Source organism: Bacillus sp. A1, from assembly GCF_042296235.1.
Lineage (GTDB): Bacteria > Bacillota > Bacilli > Bacillales > Bacillaceae > Bacillus > Bacillus velezensis.
Genome location: NZ_CP141181.1, coordinates 434,090 through 452,696, shown reverse-complemented (window position 1 = coordinate 452,696; position 18,607 = coordinate 434,090). Strand labels below are relative to the sequence as shown.

18 protein-coding genes are annotated in these 18,607 nt (G+C 48.4%); 2 read left to right on the top strand and 16 right to left on the bottom strand.

What is annotated here, in order from left to right; all coding sequences use genetic code 11:
- Window positions 1-214: 214 nt before the first annotated feature.
- Both U2H13_RS02300 and U2H13_RS02295 read right to left on the bottom strand, forming a co-directional pair.
- Window positions 215-2,401: a DNA topoisomerase III gene (locus tag U2H13_RS02300; protein ID WP_121984541.1), complete on the bottom strand. Its 2,187-nt coding sequence runs from the start codon at window positions 2,399-2,401 to the stop codon at window positions 215-217.
- Window positions 2,402-2,464: 63 nt separating this feature from the next.
- Window positions 2,465-2,899 (bottom strand): Lrp/AsnC family transcriptional regulator, encoded by a 435-nt coding sequence (locus U2H13_RS02295; protein WP_003156263.1) that lies wholly within the window; start codon window positions 2,897-2,899, stop codon window positions 2,465-2,467.
- Window positions 2,900-3,075: 176 nt separating this feature from the next.
- On the opposite strand from U2H13_RS02295, the gene U2H13_RS02290 reads away from it, so the two are divergent.
- Complete coding sequence (locus tag U2H13_RS02290; protein WP_007410179.1) at window positions 3,076-3,366, top strand: DUF3817 domain-containing protein; 291 nt, start codon at window positions 3,076-3,078, stop codon at window positions 3,364-3,366.
- Window positions 3,367-3,403: 37 nt separating this feature from the next.
- Here the strand turns inward: U2H13_RS02290 and U2H13_RS02285 are convergent, their stop codons facing one another.
- The 9 genes from U2H13_RS02285 to U2H13_RS02245 form a co-directional block, all read right to left on the bottom strand.
- The gene (locus U2H13_RS02285; protein WP_121984515.1) at window positions 3,404-4,213 is read right to left on the bottom strand and encodes a lipid II flippase Amj family protein; all 810 of its coding nucleotides are present in this window, start codon (window positions 4,211-4,213) and stop codon (window positions 3,404-3,406) included.
- A gap of 495 nt (window positions 4,214-4,708) precedes the next feature.
- Window positions 4,709-5,131 carry a pyridoxamine 5'-phosphate oxidase family protein gene (locus U2H13_RS02280; protein WP_003156270.1) on the bottom strand — a complete coding sequence of 141 codons (423 nt, stop codon included), beginning with the start codon at window positions 5,129-5,131 and terminating at the stop codon, window positions 4,709-4,711.
- Window positions 5,132-5,137: 6 nt separating this feature from the next.
- Complete coding sequence (locus U2H13_RS02275; RefSeq protein WP_115940450.1) at window positions 5,138-5,761, bottom strand: GNAT family N-acetyltransferase; 624 nt, start codon at window positions 5,759-5,761, stop codon at window positions 5,138-5,140.
- A gap of 87 nt (window positions 5,762-5,848) precedes the next feature.
- Window positions 5,849-6,352, bottom strand: coding sequence for a D-lyxose/D-mannose family sugar isomerase (locus U2H13_RS02270; RefSeq protein WP_121984516.1), 504 nt, complete (start codon window positions 6,350-6,352; stop codon window positions 5,849-5,851).
- Between the two features lie 12 nt (window positions 6,353-6,364).
- A complete protein-coding gene (locus tag U2H13_RS02265) occupies window positions 6,365-7,225 on the bottom strand; it encodes an SDR family oxidoreductase (RefSeq protein ID WP_007410307.1) in 861 nt (286 codons plus the stop codon).
- Between the two features lie 158 nt (window positions 7,226-7,383).
- Window positions 7,384-8,898: a class I adenylate-forming enzyme family protein gene (locus U2H13_RS02260; protein ID WP_115940448.1), complete on the bottom strand. Its 1,515-nt coding sequence runs from the start codon at window positions 8,896-8,898 to the stop codon at window positions 7,384-7,386.
- Window positions 8,899-9,120: 222 nt separating this feature from the next.
- The gene (locus U2H13_RS02255; RefSeq protein WP_160216731.1) at window positions 9,121-11,205 is read right to left on the bottom strand and encodes a BglG family transcription antiterminator; all 2,085 of its coding nucleotides are present in this window, start codon (window positions 11,203-11,205) and stop codon (window positions 9,121-9,123) included.
- Window positions 11,206-11,504: 299 nt separating this feature from the next.
- Window positions 11,505-12,407, bottom strand: a complete 903-nt coding sequence (locus tag U2H13_RS02250) for an aldo/keto reductase family oxidoreductase (RefSeq protein ID WP_021495104.1) — start codon at window positions 12,405-12,407, stop codon at window positions 11,505-11,507.
- 114 nt (window positions 12,408-12,521) lie between these two features.
- The gene (locus U2H13_RS02245) at window positions 12,522-14,525 is read right to left on the bottom strand and encodes a penicillin-binding transpeptidase domain-containing protein (protein WP_021495105.1); all 2,004 of its coding nucleotides are present in this window, start codon (window positions 14,523-14,525) and stop codon (window positions 12,522-12,524) included.
- A gap of 156 nt (window positions 14,526-14,681) precedes the next feature.
- Here U2H13_RS02245 and U2H13_RS02240 point away from each other — a divergent pair, with 156 nt between their 5' ends.
- A complete protein-coding gene (locus U2H13_RS02240; protein ID WP_088461421.1) occupies window positions 14,682-15,002 on the top strand; it encodes an antibiotic biosynthesis monooxygenase in 321 nt (106 codons plus the stop codon).
- Here the strand turns inward: U2H13_RS02240 and U2H13_RS02235 are convergent.
- The 5 genes from U2H13_RS02235 to pxpB form a co-directional block, all read right to left on the bottom strand.
- Window positions 14,973-15,188, bottom strand: a complete 216-nt coding sequence (locus U2H13_RS02235) for a YczI family protein (RefSeq protein ID WP_369719110.1) — start codon at window positions 15,186-15,188, stop codon at window positions 14,973-14,975. The two genes, U2H13_RS02240 and U2H13_RS02235, sit on opposite strands and share 30 nt — an antisense overlap.
- A gap of 194 nt (window positions 15,189-15,382) precedes the next feature.
- Window positions 15,383-16,024, bottom strand: a complete 642-nt coding sequence (locus tag U2H13_RS02230) for a GDSL-type esterase/lipase family protein (RefSeq protein ID WP_160216729.1) — start codon at window positions 16,022-16,024, stop codon at window positions 15,383-15,385.
- 64 nt (window positions 16,025-16,088) lie between these two features.
- Complete coding sequence (locus U2H13_RS02225) at window positions 16,089-16,838, bottom strand: IclR family transcriptional regulator (RefSeq protein ID WP_160216728.1); 750 nt, start codon at window positions 16,836-16,838, stop codon at window positions 16,089-16,091.
- 17 nt (window positions 16,839-16,855) lie between these two features.
- The gene (locus U2H13_RS02220) at window positions 16,856-17,863 is read right to left on the bottom strand and encodes a biotin-dependent carboxyltransferase family protein (protein WP_014720726.1); all 1,008 of its coding nucleotides are present in this window, start codon (window positions 17,861-17,863) and stop codon (window positions 16,856-16,858) included.
- Window positions 17,864-17,865: 2 nt separating this feature from the next.
- On the bottom strand, window positions 17,866-18,597 hold the full coding sequence (pxpB, locus tag U2H13_RS02215; protein WP_021495106.1) for a 5-oxoprolinase subunit PxpB: 732 nt from the start codon (window positions 18,595-18,597) through the stop codon (window positions 17,866-17,868).
- Window positions 18,598-18,607: the final 10 nt, after the last annotated feature.

The following is an 18,607-nucleotide window of genomic DNA, read 5'->3' as shown; positions in this document are numbered from 1 at the left end:
ATAAATCCTTTTTTAGACCCATATCTTATTTTTTCACAAAGTATTTTTACTATAAAGGAAACGATAAAAGAATACTAGCATTTTTTCACATTGGAAAATTTTAAATGGGAGCGCCGCCTCTCACCTTTTCCCTCTTCGTCTGGATCGTATTCCCATTACAGTAAAAAACACAACAAAAGGCAGCATTTCTTTACAAATGCTGCCTTTCTCTGATCTATTTATCCAGGCCGAGTTTTTTCAGCTGTTCTGCCAGCGCGTTGTTCATCGGCTCCTCTTTGTTTTGGCTTTTCATATAAGAGTTGATGTCCCGCTTGGATGCGCGTCCGGATTTATCTTTCGCCTTCCGCTTTTCAAAGACGGACAGTTTCTCCCGGTGGCCGCATACACATGCGAAGGTTTGGCCTTCGCCCTGGCCGCGAAGCTCCATTTTCTTATGACAGTTCGGACAGCGGGCGTTTGTTTTTCTTGCCAGCGTTTTCCGGCTGCCGCACTCACGATCCTGACATACGAGCATCGTGCCGCGTTTGCCGTTGACTTTAAGCATCATTTTGCCGCAATCAGGGCAGGCGGTGCCTGAAATGTTGTCATGTCTGAAAGTCTGGCTGCTGTTTTTGATTTCCTTCACCGTTTTGCCCGCATATGTTTTCATGTCTTTAATGAACACGGCGGATTTCAGTTTGCCCGCTGCGATGGCGGAGAGCTTTTGCTCCCACTCAGCGGTTAAGGCCGGCGATTTTAAATCTTCCGGGACGAGCTGTAAGAGCTGCTTCCCCTTTGACGTAATGAAAATATCTTTTTCTTTTTTCTCGATCAAGAAACTGTTGAACAGTTTTTCAATGATATCAGCGCGGGTGGCGACTGTTCCGAGTCCGCCGGTTTCACCCAATGTTTTCACAAGGTTCTTCTCTTCTCCCTGCATAAAGGCGCTTGGGTTCTCCATCGCGGATAACAGCGTGCCTTCATTAAAGCGCGCCGGCGGTTTCGTCTGTCCGCTCGTTTCTTTCAATGATGAGACAGTGAGGCGCTGACCCTGCTGAAGATCCGGGAGCGTCTGGTCTTTGTCTTCCTCATGATCGTCATCATCCTCGTACATATCATACACGGCTTTCCAGCCAGGCGATTGAACCGTTTTCCCTTTTGCGGTAAATGTTTCGCCGCCGATATCGGCTGTGACCTTTGTTTCTTCGTATTCGAACGCCGGCATTAACACGGCGAGAAAACGTTTGGCAATCAGATCGTAAAGCTTTCGTTCTTTGTCGCTGAGGCTTGAAAGGATCAGCGGCTCCTCTGTCGGAATGATGGCATGGTGATCCGATACTTTCGCATCATTGACGAATCCTTTATGCGCTTTGACGCCCCGCTTCAGTATTTGATTGACGTACTGGGCGTACGGCTTAACTTCCATGCCGTTTAAACGGTCTTTTAAAGTCGGCACGATGTCTGCGGAAAGGAATCTGGAATCCGTCCGCGGGTAAGTGACAAGCTTATGCTGTTCATACAGCTTTTGAAGAACGGACAGCGTCTCTTTTGCGGAGAAACCGAAGCGCTTATGAGCGTCCCGCTGCAATTCCGTCAAGTCGTAAAGACCGGGAGCGAAGCTTTTCTTCGCCGTTTTTTTCAATTCTGAAATGACTGCCGGCTTTCCTTGCAGGCCTTTTGCCAAACGGCCGGTCACCGTCTGATCGAACGTTCTTGTCTGCTTTGTTTTTTTATCCTGCCATGTCAGCGTCATCTGATCAGCCGCCGCGCGGAGACCGTAATAAGGAACGGGTTTGAACGCCTGAATATCCGCTTCGCGTTTGGCGATCATCGCCAGTGTCGGAGTCTGGACGCGTCCGCATGACAGCTGCGCGTTAAATTTCGTGGTCAGGGCGCGGGTCGCGTTGATGCCGACGATCCAATCCGCTTCCGCTCTGGCAACGGCGGAATGATACAGGTTTTCGTACTCTTTGCCGCTGCGGAGCTTTTGAAATCCTTCTTTAATCGCCTTATCCGTCACAGAGGAAATCCACAGCCGCTTAATCGGTTTGCGGACGTTTGCCTTTTCGATAATCCAGCGGGCCACAAGTTCCCCTTCCCGTCCTGCGTCTGTAGCGATTACGATCTGGCTGACGTCTTTCCGGACAAGCTGAGCTTTGACCGCATTGAACTGTTTTCCTGTTTTTTTAATGACGACGAGCTTTAAAGGCTCCGGAATAATCGGCAGATCCTCAAGCCGCCATGATTGAAATTCTTTGCCGTATCCTTCAGGGTCAGCGAGCGTTACCAGATGCCCGAGCGCCCATGTGACGATGTAGCGGTCGCCTTCAAGATATCCGTTTCCTTTTTTATGACACTTCAGAACGCGGGCCAAGTCCCGGCCGACTGAAGGTTTTTCAGCTAATACAACTGTTTTTGACATGCTTTTCACTTCTCTTTCTTTCACACTCATCCTGTTATTATAACAGACTTCCTCACGCTCTCTCTAATCGAGGACGTTTTTTGTGTCAATTTCTGAGAAAATGACGTGGGTCACGGTTTGGGCATACGGAGAGGTGCGGTTGATGAAGTGTTCGATCGTTTCCAGACTGTCCGCGTTAATCTTCAGCATATAACACGCCGCCCCGGCGACCCGAAAACAAAATTCAATGTTGGGAATGGATTGAATGTAGGTTTTGAATTGATCATATTTTCCGTTTTTCACCGTCGCTTCGACAATGCAGGAGACGGGGAGCCCGATCTTTTTTTGATCAATGTCCAATGTATAGCGCTTAATAACGCCGAAGGATTCAAGCTGTCTGACACGCTCTGTGACGGACGGGGCTGACAATTTGATTTTTCTGCCCAGCTCCCGCATGGACAGGCGGCTGTCCCGCTGCAGCTCTTTAATGATGCTCAGATCCACATTATCTAGTTTCATGACTGTAGTCCTTCCTTACCCTTTTGGCTATATTATCAAGAGAAATCCGAAAAATGACAAGAACAACAGGCTGAAATCATGAAGGTTTTTTCAGGAACTGACGCGAAATGGTCATATTAGGACTGCCCTTTGCTTATAGTATAGAGGAAAAAAGATGTCCGACAGGAGGGAGCTGTATGTTACACACGCCGATCGGCAGACTTCGCACGATGGGGTTTATTGAAGGAATGTCGCTTTTGGTGCTGCTGTTTATCGCGATGCCGCTGAAGTATTGGGCTCATCATCCGCTCGCCGTCACCATTGCCGGTTCCATTCACGGCGGTTTGTTTATCATTTATCTGGCGGTGCTGGCGTATGCGGCATTTACTGTCAAATGGCATGTGAAATGGTCAGCCGCCGGTTTTATCGCGGCCTTTATTCCGTTCGGTAATTTTATTTATGATCGCGGCCTGAGACATTATCAATAAAAAAGCTCCTCTTCTGCAGAGGAGCTTTTTTCATGCGTTACATCCATTTCGTCACCCAGGCGATATAATAAGCGCCGGGGAGGAATACGAGCTGGGCGAGAAGCGTGCCCGCGACCCTTGATGTGACCATCGTCAATGATGTCCATTTTAAGGAGACGTAGCTGCGCTTGCCCTTCGCCACATCGTCTGCCAGTACGGAGACTTTCGGATCAACAAACACGGCCAGCAGCATAGTCGCAACTCCGTTGATTAAGCCTGATGCCATCACGGCGGTCGTGCTGTGCTCAGGCGCCAGAAGGCCGGCATACAGAGCGGACAGAACACCGATCGTGTAAATAGACGTAATGACCATATTAATGACAAACAAGCGTTTCGGGATCATTCGGAATTGAAGCCCCTTTAAATAGGAGACTGACGGCAGTCTGATATAAGAACGCGCATGCTTCAGCCCGTTCAGTGAAAATCCTTTTTTAAATACCTGCATGACGGAGCCTCCTCCGTCCGCCAAGTGTATAATCGCCCTGGAGAATAACGCGACGAATGTCGGCAAAAGACAGATGCCGAGCATCGTTCCGACCGTGGAGCCGAATATTAAAAATCGAAACTGGGCGCCCACAAGAGACAGGGCGTTTGATCCGGCGGCATCAATCAAATGTCCGGTAAACGGCTGCTGAACCATGTTTGACATGCGCGACACGATGACCATGACATTAAATAATGACAGCGCGGACGCGATAAATCCGACTCTCGCGCCGGAAAGCCGTGTTGCATAGGCAAGCGTTTCAATCGAATGTATCAGCAGCAGAAAACAGAAGATAAACAGTACTTGTGAAGTAATAACGTGCAATGTATGATTCCTCCAAATCTTTTCTACTGATTAGACTCTGCAGACTGCGGCGAGGTTTCGGCCGGTTGCATAAAAAAACCGCCCGGATGCCCGGCGCGGTTTTGTCTTATTCTTTTCTTACGCAAATAAATAATATATGGTTGCCCGCCTTAGCCCGCGGGTGATTCGTATTAACAGTTCCGATAGAATCATTCTTCGAAAGTAAACACCATGGAAGTTCTTGAACACAAGACAACGAAAGCCCTACCTCTCAATCGTCACTGCGGCTCCGAAGCCGCGCCGGTGTGAATTGTAAAACAAAAAGTCTTTTTTCCATCTCTTCGTTAGGGGCGAATGTCAGAAGGAAAAGAATAAGCTCAGCTTTTTTCAAGCTGTCCTTTGAAGCCTGAAGCTTCTATATCAAAACAGAAAAAAGAAGTTTACTTTCTTTTTTATTTGCATGTTGTCACTTAGCAATTAAGTATAACAGATTGCCCCTGAATGATCAAATGATTTTTAAAGTTCCAGCTCGGCCGGCGTTTTTTCACCCGCGTTCATGAGCTTGATCTGCTTCGGTTCAATTTCAAGAATCACCAGGTTCGGATCGTCTTTTCCGTCAAACCAGCGTTCCAGTTTCGGATCCCACAGCTTTTCTTTTAAATCGGCTGAGTTGTTCAGTTTGGCGGTTCCGGCCACTTCCACATAAGCGTCTCCGAATCCTTCACAGTCATACCCTAACAGAATATGAACATTCGGATTGTTTTCAATTTCTTCCGCTTTATGAGTGTCTTTGCTCGTCGGCGTGTAAATCGTTAAGCCGTCATGGAAAAATGTCATGTAGCGTGAATGCGGTTTGCCTTGCTCTACCGTCGCAAGCGAACCGACTTTATGATGATCCAGTACTTCAAGCACTTTTTCTTTGATTTCATTTTGATTCATGAAGAATCACTCCTTTTTAACGTCTCCGCTGTTACTTTTCCACATTGGGGAGACATTTAAACCAAGAAATGTGCTCTTCTGCCGATCTTCGCTCCATTCCCGCTTCAGCATGCTGTAGGTCACCGTGTCATGATAGGCGCCCTGTACGAAAATGCCTTCTCTCGTCAGTCCTTCTTTCTGAAATCCGAGCCGCTCCGCCACCGCCCTGCTTTTCGTGTTTTTTTCAGCCGCGCTGATCATGATGCGGTTCAGGCCGAGATCCTGAAATGCATGGGTGATGACCGCCCGGCAGCTTGCGGTGATAATGCCGAATCCTTCATGCTCTCGATCCAGCCAGTAGCCGATCTCTGCTTTTTGATTGACTGTATCGGCATTATGGATGCTGATCATGCCGCAAAACCGGCCCTTCACAAAAATTCCGGCGTCAAACCCATTCTCTTCCGCGTATTTATAGCGCCATTCGGGGATGATCACATCGCGGTACGTATCGATATCAGCCAGTTCTTCCGCCCAGCTGAGCCATTCGCTGAGATGGTTTTGATTTCGCTTCATAACAGAATACAATTCGTCCGTATCTTCTTTGGCAAGCAATCTGATCGTCAGATGTTCCCGGATTTGACAGGAAAACACGACCACACCTTCTTTCCTTTATTAGCCATTATACAGGTAAATTCATTTTTTTCCATACAAAAAAAGATGAGGCGTGCAGCCTCATCCTTAAATGCGCGGGTCGGTGAAAATATCGTGATCATCCGTGCTTGTCGATGACATTTCCGTAATGACCGCCCCTTCTTCTCCCGCTTGAAACCAATGCTTCGTATCCGGCGGAATGGTGTATTGTCCGCCCGGCTCAAGCACAATCTCATGCCAGACGGTGTAGTATTCCTTGTCTTCTTCCGGCGGGAGGACGCTTGGGTTCTCTGTCTTTTCACCTTCCACGTAGAGGTACACCTTCCCCCAGCGGCAGCGGAATGTCTCTTGTTTTCCCTTCTCGCCGCCGACCGGCGGATGGCGGTGTTCCGGACACGTCTGGCCCGGGAAGAGCACCAATTCTTTCGAACAGTAGCGGTCGGTATTCACGTAAATAAACAGCTGAAGCCCGGTTTCCTCAAGCTTGTCTAAGCCGTAATCCATGATTTGAATGTCTTCGACTTCATCATCAGTCAGAACGATTCCCGCTTTTTGATAGTATGCATTCACGTCATGTTTCGATATCGTCATGCTTCAGCCCCCTTATGTGGTCACAAATTTGCCGCCGTTGACATGCAGCGTCTGCCCGGTCATATAAGATGATTCATCTGAGGCCAAGAGCACATAGCAGCCGACATGTTCAACAGGCTGGCCTGCCCGGCCCATCGGCGTAGTCTGACCGAAGGAAGCGACTGTTTCTTCTGAGAATGTCGCCGGAATAAGCGGTGTCCAGATCGGCCCCGGCGCCACGGCGTTGACACGGATACCGTCGTTGACGAGCGCTTGCGCCATGGATCTCGTAAAACCGTTAATCGCGCCTTTCGTAGCCGTGTAGTCAATCAGCTGCGGATTGCCTGTGTAAGGATTAATGGATGTCGTATTGATAATCGCGCTGCCCGGCTTCATGTAATCAATCGCTTTTTTAGTCAAATAAAATTGTGAGTAAAAGTTTGTCTTAAAGGTTCTGTGAAGCTGCTCGCTTGTGATGTCTTTAATGCTTTCTTTCGGATGCTGTTCCGCGGCGTTATTCACGAGAATATCAAGACGCCCGAATTCTTCAACCGTTTTTTCAACGGCTTCATTACAAAAGTCTTCCTCACCGACATCGCCAGGGATTAACAGACATTTTACGCCTTCTTCTTCCACTCGTTTTTTTGTATCTTCCGCATCACCATGTTCATCAAAATAGACGATCGCGACATTTGCGCCTTCCTTCGCGTAAGCAACCGCTACGGCGCGTCCGATACCGCTGTCGCCCCCTGTGATAAGTGCGGTTTTCCCTTTTAATTTATCAGCGCCTTTATATTCTTTGTATTCGTAAACAGGCGCCGGATTCATTTCGCTCTCAATGCCCGGCTGGCGGTTTTGTGATTCCGCCGGGAATTCCTTCGGATAGTTTTCCATGTCAAGTTCCTCCTTCTTGTTCGATCTCATATTTCTTGTCTACCTCGGCTGTCTTTTGGATAAACATGAATGAGACAGTTCAAAACGTTTTCGGAGAAAAATGTTTCACATGGAACGCAAGAAAAAAACCCGGCTGGCAGCCGGGTTTTTATTTTCTATTATGAACGTACCGCTTGTTTGCGGAGCACGTCTTTTCTCACTTTTCCAAGGTTGTTTTTCGGAAGTTCGCTGACGAACTCAATTTCAGGAATTTTAAAGGCGGCAAGACGTTCTTGAAGGAATCGGGTCACTTCTTCTTCTGTCAGGCCTTCTCTGCCGTTTGTCACGATGAACGCTTTCGGCTTTTCGCCGTAGAGCGGATCAGGGATGCCGACAACCGCCGTTTCGAGAATGCCCGGCACTTGCTGAATGACCTCTTCAATCTGGTCGGGATAAATATTGTCCCCGCCGTAGATGATGACATCTTTATAACGTCCGGTGATAAAGATAAATCCGTCTTCATCCACATAGCCGGAATCGCCGGTATGGAACCAGCCGTCTTTCAGCACTTTTCGTGTCGCTTCTTCGTTACCTTCATAGCCTTTGAATAAAAACGGACTTGTCACAACGACTTCTCCGATTGAGCCTTGCGGAAGGACTTCGCCTGTTTCCGGATCTACAACGCGGACGTCCACTTCTTCCATCGGTTTACCCGCGGAAGCGGCTTTATCCATTCCCATTTGCGGATTCCAAGAGCTGATGCCCCACGCTTCCGTGCTTCCGTATCCGTGCATGAGCGGGATGCCGATGTCGAGATACTGCTGGATCAGACTGCTTGGCACCTTTGTGCCTCCCGTCATCATATAAACGATAGAAGACATGTCAGTCTGATGCGTTTCCCATGCTTTCAGCAGGTATGTGTAATAGACAGGCAGCGCCATCACGGTTTGAATTTTCTCTTTTTCGATGAGCTTCAAGTTTTCCACAGGGTCCTGATTGTCTGTCATAATGAATGTCGTTCCGCTCATCGTGCCGACCATCTGGCAGATAATCGCGCTCGTATGGTAATTCGGATGGCATGCTAAGAAGCGGACATGCTGCATTCTCCCCGTGTATGCCAATGTCGCGTTTACGTAGTTGTATATGCCGCCGTGAGTGATCATGCAGCGTTTCGGATTGCCGGTTGTACCTGAGGTAAACATCAGCAATGCCGTATCGTTTTCAGACACCGTTTCGACATCCGGTGTATCACCGGAGCCTGTCAATAAAGCGTCAAACTCAGGCGTTGTCTCCGCAGCTGTTCCTGTTACGACCTTCAGTTTAAGAGAAGATGCAAGCGCAGGAAGCACTTCTTCCATGATCTCTTTAAATTCAGTGCTGTAAAAAACAGCTTTCGGTTCACAGGCTGCTAAAATGCCTTTCATTTCGTAAGGTGTTAATTGCCAGCTGACCGGCACAACCACCGCGCCGATTTCGAGTGCCGCAAACATGACAATGGATGCCGCGTGGCCGTTTTTGCAAAGCATCGCCACTCTGTCGCCTTTTTTTATTCCTTTATCAAGAAGCGCTTGTGCAAGCTGGTTGATTCGTTTTCGATATTCCGCGTAGGTCAGGGTATGCGTACCGCTTTTTACAGCTTCGATCTCTTCGCTATTTGAAATGTCATGCAGAATCAGATGCTGTAATGTCTCCATATTTTCATCTCCCATAATGATAAATCACAAAAAAACTCTGTCAGATTTTCTTTCTCACGCAACCCATTTTAAACCAAAAAATATAACTTGTAAAACTATTTTGTTTTAGAACTATTCCATCAGTGAATGATACAATAGTCCCGTGTTTTTAGTTTCTTCCCTTCCCCTTACCCTCATACATGTACAAAAAAACACACCCCACATGAGGTGTGCGCTTCCTGTTTACCGCTGTCCTTTCTCCTGAACGAAATGATAAAACAGCTTGTTTAAACGTTTGTATAAATCGGCCTCATCCTCCGTCTGGAAGGCTTTTATACTATCTTCAGACTCGATAATGGCCGAGCTGACCGCACTTAGTATTTCCGACCCTTCTGCGGGCATATCAGCCGGCGCCATCATCACCAAAGCGCGGTCGACGGTCAGGGAATTTCCGTCCATGCCTTTGACACTGCATGGAGCTGTCAAATCATAAATTTTGAAAAAAGGCGTGACAATTTCTTCATTTTTGAGATGGTACAGGGCCATCGCCGTTCCCGGAATGCCGAGTCCGCCCTGTCGTTCACGCTCAGCAAGGCGCTGTGCGGTTTTTTGGGCATTATGAACCAATCCTTCTTGTTCCAGCATGTCAAACATACGGTTCAAAAACAGCTCATACGCCGTGTTTGAATCAATGGATTTGATCGAAAAGTTCCGCAGCACGCTTTGGATAACCGCCGCGTAATGCGCCATACGTCCGGCCGCTTCCAGCATATCAGGCGTCTCCGGCTGCTTCTCTTCTCTTTTGCCGTTTCTTTTTTTGTCAAGAATCAGCGGAATTTTTCTTTTGATGTACTGCTTGACCTGATCAGCGTCTTCTTCGTTTAAAAGCGGACTGACCATGACGTAATCAATGTTTTCATACGGGATCGGAACAGTGGATACGATCATGTCATACGCGGCGGTGTCTCGGTCCTTCAGTTCGATGAGGGAAGACATATCAAAGGAACGGATTTCCGTAAGCTCTTTTTTCAGCCTGGATGCGAGCATTTTGGACGACCCGATGCCGCTAGAACAGACGATCAGTGCTTTGATCTTCGCTTCTTCCCGTTTGATTTCCAGAGCGGAGCCGAAGTGAAGAACGATGAAAGCGATCTCATCATCAGAGAAAAGAAGCCCCGGAAAGAATTTTTCCATTCCTTCTTCTACGGCCATGTACAGCAGAAAGTAATCGCGTTTAATTTGCTCGGTCATCGGGTTGTACAAGTCGATATTTTCTTTTACCCGGTTGATCGCAGGCTCCAGATGGGCGATTAAACCGTCGTATAAAGAACCGTTTTCCGTCAGATCAATTTTAATTTTTTCAGAAATGAAGCCGATCAGCTGCTTCGTTTGCAAGGCCGTTTCAACCTCTATGTCTTCCGGTTTGAATTCCGTTTTGTATTTGCGGTTGGCGCTCCGCAAATGAATGGTGATATAACCGATCTCAGCTTCCGGAATTGAAACGCCGAACGCTTTTTCAAGCTCTTTTGCCATTTCCAGCGCAGAGCCGTACTCCTTCGTCTGCTGCAGCGCTTTTAGTTCCGAAGCCTCCATCGTGATGGTTTCTCCGAGCCTGATCCGGTCCATCGCAAAGGTTAAATGAACCGCAAGCGCCATGTATGAGCTGTCAGATAAGGCGATCGCGATTTTTTCCTTGAGCTGAATTAAGAGCCGGTCCATTTTCAAAAGTTCCGCTTTATTTACGACGCCGAACATTTTTTCAGCATCGTCCGGTTTTCCTTTAATATTCAATTCAACCGCTTCCAAAAAGCTTTGAATATCAAGGCGGTTGACGATGAGATTGCCGACGATTTTCCGTTTCGCATTTTCCGGCCCCGTCAGCTGAATGCCGAAGCCCCTTTTTCGGATCAGCGTCAAGCCGAAGGGCGCAATCCAAGTCTCCAGCTCATCCAGGTCATAGCTGATCGTCGCGTTTGTCACTTGCAGTTCGTTCGCCAGACTGTAGAGCTTGATCGGCTCTTGAGACTCTAATAGTGAACATAGAATTAAAAGTTTCCGCTCCTCAGCGCTGTATTCATGCTGTTCATAGGACAGGTCTGACAGGAGTTTTTGTTTGTCCTCCGGGTTTCCTACCGCTTTCAGTCCTTTGCCGGGCTGTTTATCAAGTGCCAGACCGAATGATTCCATCATCGGTTTGATTGTTTTCAACTCGCGGTGAACGGTTCTTGTGCTGACTTGTAAAGCTTCCGCCAGTTCATGCACTGTCTCGTACCGGTTCTGCAGTAATAGATGTTTCATTAATTTTTGTTCTCTCGCTGTCATATACATGAAACGCGCCTCCAGATTTTCTAGTTGTGAGAAGTATGGCATATGGGGAGTGCTGCCGGGGAAAGTGGTGTAAGTTATAATATAAAACGCTTTCAATGATTATTCAACCATTTTCAAATGGCAATTTGGCACTGGGCCGTGTGACAGTATTGAAAAAGAAAAATGTGTCAGATAATATGCCATGACGCTTGTTACTCTTGATCCGCACGGCTATACTTCAAAGTGACCTTACTTGTTTTTAGACATTGCACACCACATAAACAAACGCCCGGAAGATAGCTTCCGGGCGTTTGTTCTGTTTATGGAATATCGCAGCCTTGGACACCGGTATAAATCCGGAACCACTGATCATGGCTGAGTTTGTACGCGGAGGCACGCACCGCGGCGGAAATGCGGTTCTTTTTTCCGCTGCCGACAATCGGCATGATGTCCGCCGGGTGGGTGAACAGCCATGCGTACATGACTTCGTCAATGGAAGCGGCGCCGATTTCTTCCTGTACGGAACGAAGCGCGGCACGGATACGGACGTCCTTATCTGATTGTCCGGTAAAGACGCTCCCGCCCGCAAGCGGTGACCACGCCATCGGCGGAATGCGTTTTTCCTGACAGAAATCCAGCGTGCCGTCATGAATATTTTCCAGCTCGTACGCCGAGATTTCAATTTGGTTTGTGATGAGCGGATCATCCAAATAGGATTCGAGCATTCTGTACTGGTGCGCTTTAAAATTCGACACCCCGAAATATCTGACCTTTCCCGAGCTTTTCAGCGCGTGAAACGCTTCAGCCACAGCCTCCGGGTCCATAAGCGGGTCCGGTCTGTGAATGAGCAGCACATCCAGATAATCCGTATTCAGATTCAAAAGCGACTGCTCCGCCGACGCTAAGATGTGAGACTTCGACGTATTATAATGATGCGACTTGTTTCCGGGCCGTTCCGGTGATTCAATGACAATCCCGCATTTTGTGACGATTTCGATTCGCTCCCTTATTGAAGGCGAAAGGGACAAAGCGCCGCCGAACAGCTTTTCACACGTATAACCGCCGTATATATCGGCATGGTCGAAGGTGGTGATGCCTTGGCTGATACACCATTCAATCAGATTCAGCAGCTCTCCGTCTGAAACATTCCATTCGTTCAGACGCCAAAGCCCGTGTATCACTCTTGAAAATTCCAGGTCTTCAGCCAATTGAATGCGCTGCATGTGAAATCCCCCTTTTTCTTAGAGCCTCTTGTATCTCTGTTTTCAGGAATTGCCCATGCTGTTTCATTCTGCTTCGGCGGCCGATTTTCCTTTCAGCCCGCAAAAAATCGTCATTTAATGATTCTGAAACTGCTTTTTCGCTTTTTCAACGACGTAATGGCTTCCGCCGCGTTTTTTGACGTCTTGAATCATCATCGCGATCAAGAGGTCTTTCTTTTTATAATCGTAACCGACAAACCAGCCGTTTTCTTTGCCGTCTTTATCTTCTTTAGACGTTTTCAGCTCGGCTGTACCGGTTTTCCCGGCTACGGTAATGCCGCTTACGGCCGGCTGATATGCAGAGCCGCGCGGATCTTCAACGACGCCTCTCAGCCCTTTTGTGATTTCTTCGGCATTGGCTTCCGACACCACTTGCTTATGCCAGATTTGCGGTGTTTTTTCTCCGTCTTTGATCAATGTCGGTTTGACGAGATTTCCGTCTGTTACAAATGCGGTATAGTCAGCCGCTAAGTGCAGCGGAGACATCAGCATCTGCCCCTGGCCGTAGCCCGTATCTCCGAGAAGGATCTCGGAATCAAGCTTGCCGTTAGCGATTGAAGACTTTTCAATCGGAAATTGGTACGGAATCTCTTCATCAAAGCCAAATGTTTTTAATCCTTTTGTAAACGCGTCCGCTCCGGCATCTATGGCATTTTGCGCAAAGTAGATGTTGTCCGATGTGATCAGCGCGTTTTCGAGATCCACTTCATTCAGGCGCTCTGATACGCGTGTGACATGGTAACCGCCCCAGCTTGAATCTTTCTGCCACTCTTTTCCGGTGATTTTTTTCTTTTCTGACGCTTTCAAAGTGCCGTTTGTCAGGCCGACTGCCGCGGCAATCGGTTTAATCGTTGATCCCGGCGCATAAAGTTTGTTGAATTTCGCTGAAAACGGATTGTTTTTATCTTCATTCAGCTTTTTCCATTCTTTGCCGCTCCAGCCGAAAATAAAGCCGTTCGGGTCATAAGACGGTGCGCTGACGAGCGCGAGTGTCTCTCCCGTTTGCGGTTCGAGAGCGACTGCCGCTCCGCTGTCATCTTTCATAGAATCATACAGCTTCGTCTGCGTTTTCATGTCAATCGTTACATGAATATCCTGCCCGCTTTCGGCTTTCTTTTCAGCAATGACCTCACCTGTTTGCGGGACGTAAATTTTCCAGCCGGTCGTGCCGCGCAGCTTGTCTTCATATACATTTTCAAGGCCGGCGATGCCGATTTTGGAAGTATCGCTGTATTGGCCGTCTTTCGCTTTTTTCAGCTGCTCCGCTGTGATGGTTTTAATATAGCCGGTCAGATGGGCCGCTTTTTCGCCGTACGGATAGTAGCGGGAGCTGACCTTCGTTTTCGTCACGCCGTCTAATGCGAGCAGGCTTTTGACCTTGCTTTCATCATCCGGTCTGATTTTTTGAATCGGGACATAGGAGTCGTCTTTTACCCAGCCCTGGTTCAGTTTGCTTTTGATATCGTCTTCAGAAAGGTCCAGTTTTTCAGACAGTTTTTTGATCACGCTGTCTTTATCCTTGCCGAGTTTTCCAGGGATAATGCCGATTTCCGGCACCTCAGTATTCACGGCGAGACCTTTTCCGTCTTTGTCGTAAATTTGTCCGCGCTTCGGTTCTTCATTTGCGATCTGCACGGTTTTGTCATCGGAAAGCTGTTTGAAAATAAAAGAAGGATTCCAGTCGATGTTCCATGATTCTCCATCGTCTGTTTTTTCTTTTTTCAGGACGGCCGTGTTTTCAAAAGCGACCTTCCCTGCTTTTGTATCCATGCTGACCTTATAATCGATGTGCTGGAGGTCATCTTTTTTCTTGTCGTCTTCGTCCTGTTTTTCGGCAGTGACTTTCAGATTTTTAACCCCTGCTTGTTCATAAATGGTTTCATATCGCTTTACAAAATCCTTTTTGGATAGTTTTTTCTTTTCATCCTGGGTGAGGCTTTGGTACATCTTATCGTAATGACCGCCGTTCCAGTCTTTTACGAAATCTTTCATTCTGTCTTCGGCCGATTCCGTTTTCGAGCAGCCGATCAAACCTATGATTCCTGCGAGTAAAAGTAATAGGTATAACCCTTTTTTCACTGTCTATTCCCCTGCCTTCCAACTGTTATTTTCTCCTAAACCAAATCAGGCTGGCAAGGATTTTTTTCTCATAGTGTTTAAAATTTTTTTGTTTTTCCTGCCGTCACGGGCCATATTCTTATACAATGTATCTATTAAAAAAAGGGGGAATTTCAGATGATCAGAGAAGCAGCCATGCTGTATGTAAAAGAAGGTCTTGAGGGGGAATTCGAAGAGGCATTCCGCCGGGCGGAGCCGATTATCGCGGGCATGAAAGGTTATCTGTCCCATTCCTTGTCCAAATGTATGGAAAAGACGCATAAATATTTGCTGCTCGTGGAATGGGAGACATTGGAAGATCATACAAAAGGCTTTCGCGGATCGCCGGAATATCAGGAATGGAAAGCCTTACTGCACCGTTTTTATTCACCATTTCCCGTTGTGGAGCACTTTGAGGATCTATCAGACTCAGATCGCGTGAAGCGTAAAACCGATTAAGGAGATCGACCATACAAAAACGGCGGTATAGATATTGAATTTCCCGGAACCGTCGTTTTCTTTCCGTTTTTCCTCCAGCCCCTGAATGAACATGACCGCACCGAGAAACACGAGCATAACCGGCTGTATGACAGAGGTATGTTCCGCATACGTAAATGCGGCGGCCGCAAGTATAATAATCAGCATCGCGAGTGACAGTTTTAAGGCGCGCAGCAAAGCAATCCATCCTTTCTGTTATCATTTTTTGAACACAATTCTATTTCTGTCTTTATCCCCCATTATTCTAGCGTATTTTTTGCGCGGATAGAACGAAAGTCGGACAATTTTAAGTTTGTTTTAAGGAGCACGAAAAGCGCGCTCCCGATGAAAAGGAGCGCGCGTTATGAGCGGGCGAGGCTTCCGTATCCGAGCCCCCGCAGGACGCATGCCATGACTTCATATCCCTTGCTGTTGGGGTGTACGCGGTCATGAGAGAGATATTCATTCATTTTTCCTTTGAAAGCGCTGTGGACGTCGGCGATTTTGACGTGCTGCGCCGATGCGAGTGTGCTGAGGTGCGCATTATAAGAGGATATCCATTTTTCTGCAATGGAGATTCCCGGGAAAGGATTGTATAAATTAAAGACGCGGATCTCATAAGGAGACGGGTGCGGTCCTTTTAAGGCAGCGATCTTGGCTATCATCTTTTCAAAGTTCTCATGGCAGTGACTGGACACGCTGGTGAACACCGAAGCGTCCGATGTTTGCTGATATGCCTGAACCGAATCGATCAAATCGTTGCCGCAGCCTGTAATCGTAATCATATCAGCAGCCTGAATCCGCCTCTGAATGTACGGCAAGGACATAAGCCCGAGAATTTCTCCCGTCTCAAGGCCTGATTTGGCAAAGATGGATACGTCGGTTCTTGTCTGTAAATCTTCTGCCATCATACGCCCGAACCGCTGGACAAAACCGGCGGAAAACGGCCCGGATCCCCTTCCCGTCGTCAAAGAATCCCCCAGCGCCGTATAAACAAGTCCCATTTACTTTCCTCCACTCGTTACTATCGATATTGTAATGTACGCGAGTGAAGAAAAATTGGCTCGGTCAATAACCCAATTTCTCAGAAATATGCTGTGCGGCGTTTTTGACCTTTTCGGTTAAATACGGCAGCCTGTCCTCTGAAAACCGGGCTTCGAAGCCGGCGATGCTGATTCCGGCAGCCACCTTACCTTCGTGATTGAAAATCGGCGCCCCGATCGCCGCCGTGTAATCTTCTAATTCCGAATAGCTGATCGTAAAACCTGATTGTAAGGATCTTTCAATAGATTGAAGCAGTTCAGCCCGATCCGTCATCGTGCCTGAGGCGATTGCGGCAAGCTTTGTCTTCTGAATGTATGTGTCAATCTCCTCTTTTGGCAGAAACGATAAAATGCTTCTGGCGCACGCTCCCGCGTACAGCGGCGACCGGCGGCCGATTGCCGTATACAGGCGGACGGTTTGGGTGCCTTCAATTTTTTCGACGTAAATGGCTTCATCCCCGTCCCTCATGATCAGCTGAACGGCCTCATCCACTTCGCTGCACAGCTCTTCCATAATCGGTTTGGCTATTTTCCTGATGTCCAGACGTTCAGAGACGAGCTGGCCGAATTGTAAAAAGATCAGACCAAGCTGATAACGGCCGTCCGCCGCCCGGGTGAGAAACCCCGTTTCCTCCAGTGAGCTTGCCATCCGGTGAACCGAGGTCTTCGGCATTTCCGATAGAGAAACCAGCTCATTTAAGCTCAGACTCGGTTCAGTCAGAAACAAATGAAGCAGTTCCATTGATTTGATGACGGTTTTGTTTTTGTTTTCCATGGTCTTTAGCCCCTTTGTCAGATCAGCCATTCCATTTTGAGCCTTGCTTTCAGCTCCTTCAGCTGCTGTTCCTTCTCCAAAAGCAGCATTTCCGCTTCCTCCAGCGAAACGGCTCGGAACGTGATATGTTCCCCCGGCATCGTTTGGGCGACGAGAGGAAGATCGGCGGATATGATATGCGCCATCCGCGGATAGCCCCCCGTCGTCTGTCTGTCAGCCAGCAGAATAATCGGATTGCCGTCCGGCGGCACCTGCACCGTTCCGAACGTCACGGCCTCAGATACCATCTCCAGCGGCTCCCGCAATTCAAGCGGAGCGCCCTTCAGCCGGTAGCCCATTCGGTCGGATTGAGGCGTGACCGTATATGACTCTTGATAAAAACGCAATTTTGCTTCTTCTGTAAAAGCGTGAAATTGAGCGCCTTCAAGCACTCGTATGACCGGATTTTTTTTCAGCGGCAGAAATCCCCTGCTGCTGACAGACCAATCAGGCGCTGAGAAACCATGCTGTCCGAAAGAATCGCTCAGACGGTACGCGATTGATTCCGAACATGGCGTCATACGGCCGAGCGGCAGCTCATCATCTTTTTGCAGCGCTCTTCCGCAAAAACCGCCGATCCCCGCTCTGACATACGTGCTTTTGCTTTCCATGACGGCGGGCACGTCAAATCCCCCCGCGACGGCGAGATATGCGCGGCTCCCCATCTTGCACGGCCCGAACGAGACGACGCTGTTTTCCTTTATCAAAACCGGTTTCCACAGAGGAGCGGGCTCCCCATTAATATGAAGGGCAAAATCAGCTCCCGTGACGGCAATAACCGCAGGTTCTGAAAATTCAAAGGAAGGCCCGGGCCCCATGAGCGTAATTTCCAGCCCCGCCTCTTTTTCTTGATTTCCGGCAAGAAGATTGGCGATGCGCAGAGAGATCGTATCCATTGCGCCGCTTCCCAGTACACCGTATTTCTGATACCCCGTCCGCCCCGTGTCCTGAACCGTCGTCAAGAGACCGGGTTTTACCACTTTCATACTCATTCGGCTCCCTCCTTGATGCGGCTGTATTCCTCTGCCGTGATCCGGACGAATTTCACCGTATCGCCCGCTCTCAAAAGACTCGGCGGATGTTCTTCCGGCCTGAAAAGCCGGAGCGGGGTGCTGCCGATCAGCTGCCAGCCGCCGGGAGTGGATATCGGATACACACCGGTCTGCATTCCCGCGATTCCTACTGAACCGGCCGGGATGGACGGCCTTGGCGACGCCTTTCTCGGCGCTCTGATCCGCTCAGACATTCCTCCTAAAAACGGAAATCCCGGCGCAAATCCGAGCATATAAACGAGATATTCGCCTTCAGTATGAATGCGGATGACGTCTTCCGGGGTCAGATCGTTCATCTCAGCGACCTCTTCTAAATCGGGACCGAAATCACCGCCGTAGCAAACGGGGATTTCCATCACCCGGCGCTCTTCCTGGCGGTCGGTCATTATATGACTGAGACGTTCTGTCACTTCTTTCTTGACCAGGGCAAAAGGAGAGACGCCTTTTTTTATGTTTGAGACGGCATACATATCATAAAAGATCGTTAAGCTTGTGAATGCCGGAATACATTCAACGAAGCCCGGAAACGGCCGTTCTTCCATACAGGCTGCCGCCGCATGCACCCGGCTGTTGACCTCTTCGCTGATGTGCCCGCCAAAGCGGATGATAACGGCGGAATCACCGTACGGCTGTATATCAAGCGCTGTATTTCCGCTATACTGCATCATTGTCATCACC

What these genes read in the sequence shown, in the direction of transcription:
- U2H13_RS02300 (WP_121984541.1), bottom strand. Translation starts at nt 2,401, where the DNA reads ATGTCAAAAACAGTTGTATTAGCTGAAAAACCTTCAGTCGGCCGGGAC.
- U2H13_RS02295 (WP_003156263.1), bottom strand. Translation starts at nt 2,899, where the DNA reads ATGAAACTAGATAATGTGGATCTGAGCATCATTAAAGAGCTGCAGCGG.
- U2H13_RS02290 (WP_007410179.1), top strand. Translation starts at nt 3,076, where the DNA reads ATGTTACACACGCCGATCGGCAGACTTCGCACGATGGGGTTTATTGAA.
- U2H13_RS02280 (WP_003156270.1), bottom strand. Translation starts at nt 5,131, where the DNA reads ATGAATCAAAATGAAATCAAAGAAAAAGTGCTTGAAGTACTGGATCAT.
- U2H13_RS02270 (WP_121984516.1), bottom strand. Translation starts at nt 6,352, where the DNA reads ATGACGATATCGAAACATGACGTGAATGCATACTATCAAAAAGCGGGA.
- U2H13_RS02265 (WP_007410307.1), bottom strand. Translation starts at nt 7,225, where the DNA reads ATGGAAAACTATCCGAAGGAATTCCCGGCGGAATCACAAAACCGCCAG.
- U2H13_RS02260 (WP_115940448.1), bottom strand. Translation starts at nt 8,898, where the DNA reads ATGGAGACATTACAGCATCTGATTCTGCATGACATTTCAAATAGCGAA.
- U2H13_RS02255 (WP_160216731.1), bottom strand. Translation starts at nt 11,205, where the DNA reads ATGTATATGACAGCGAGAGAACAAAAATTAATGAAACATCTATTACTG.
- U2H13_RS02250 (WP_021495104.1), bottom strand. Translation starts at nt 12,407, where the DNA reads ATGCAGCGCATTCAATTGGCTGAAGACCTGGAATTTTCAAGAGTGATA.
- U2H13_RS02240 (WP_088461421.1), top strand. Translation starts at nt 14,682, where the DNA reads ATGATCAGAGAAGCAGCCATGCTGTATGTAAAAGAAGGTCTTGAGGGG.
- U2H13_RS02235 (WP_369719110.1), bottom strand. Translation starts at nt 15,188, where the DNA reads ATGCTGATTATTATACTTGCGGCCGCCGCATTTACGTATGCGGAACAT.
- U2H13_RS02230 (WP_160216729.1), bottom strand. Translation starts at nt 16,024, where the DNA reads ATGGGACTTGTTTATACGGCGCTGGGGGATTCTTTGACGACGGGAAGG.
- U2H13_RS02225 (WP_160216728.1), bottom strand. Translation starts at nt 16,838, where the DNA reads ATGGAAAACAAAAACAAAACCGTCATCAAATCAATGGAACTGCTTCAT.
- U2H13_RS02220 (WP_014720726.1), bottom strand. Translation starts at nt 17,863, where the DNA reads ATGAAAGTGGTAAAACCCGGTCTCTTGACGACGGTTCAGGACACGGGG.
- pxpB (WP_021495106.1), bottom strand. Translation starts at nt 18,597, where the DNA reads ATGATGCAGTATAGCGGAAATACAGCGCTTGATATACAGCCGTACGGT.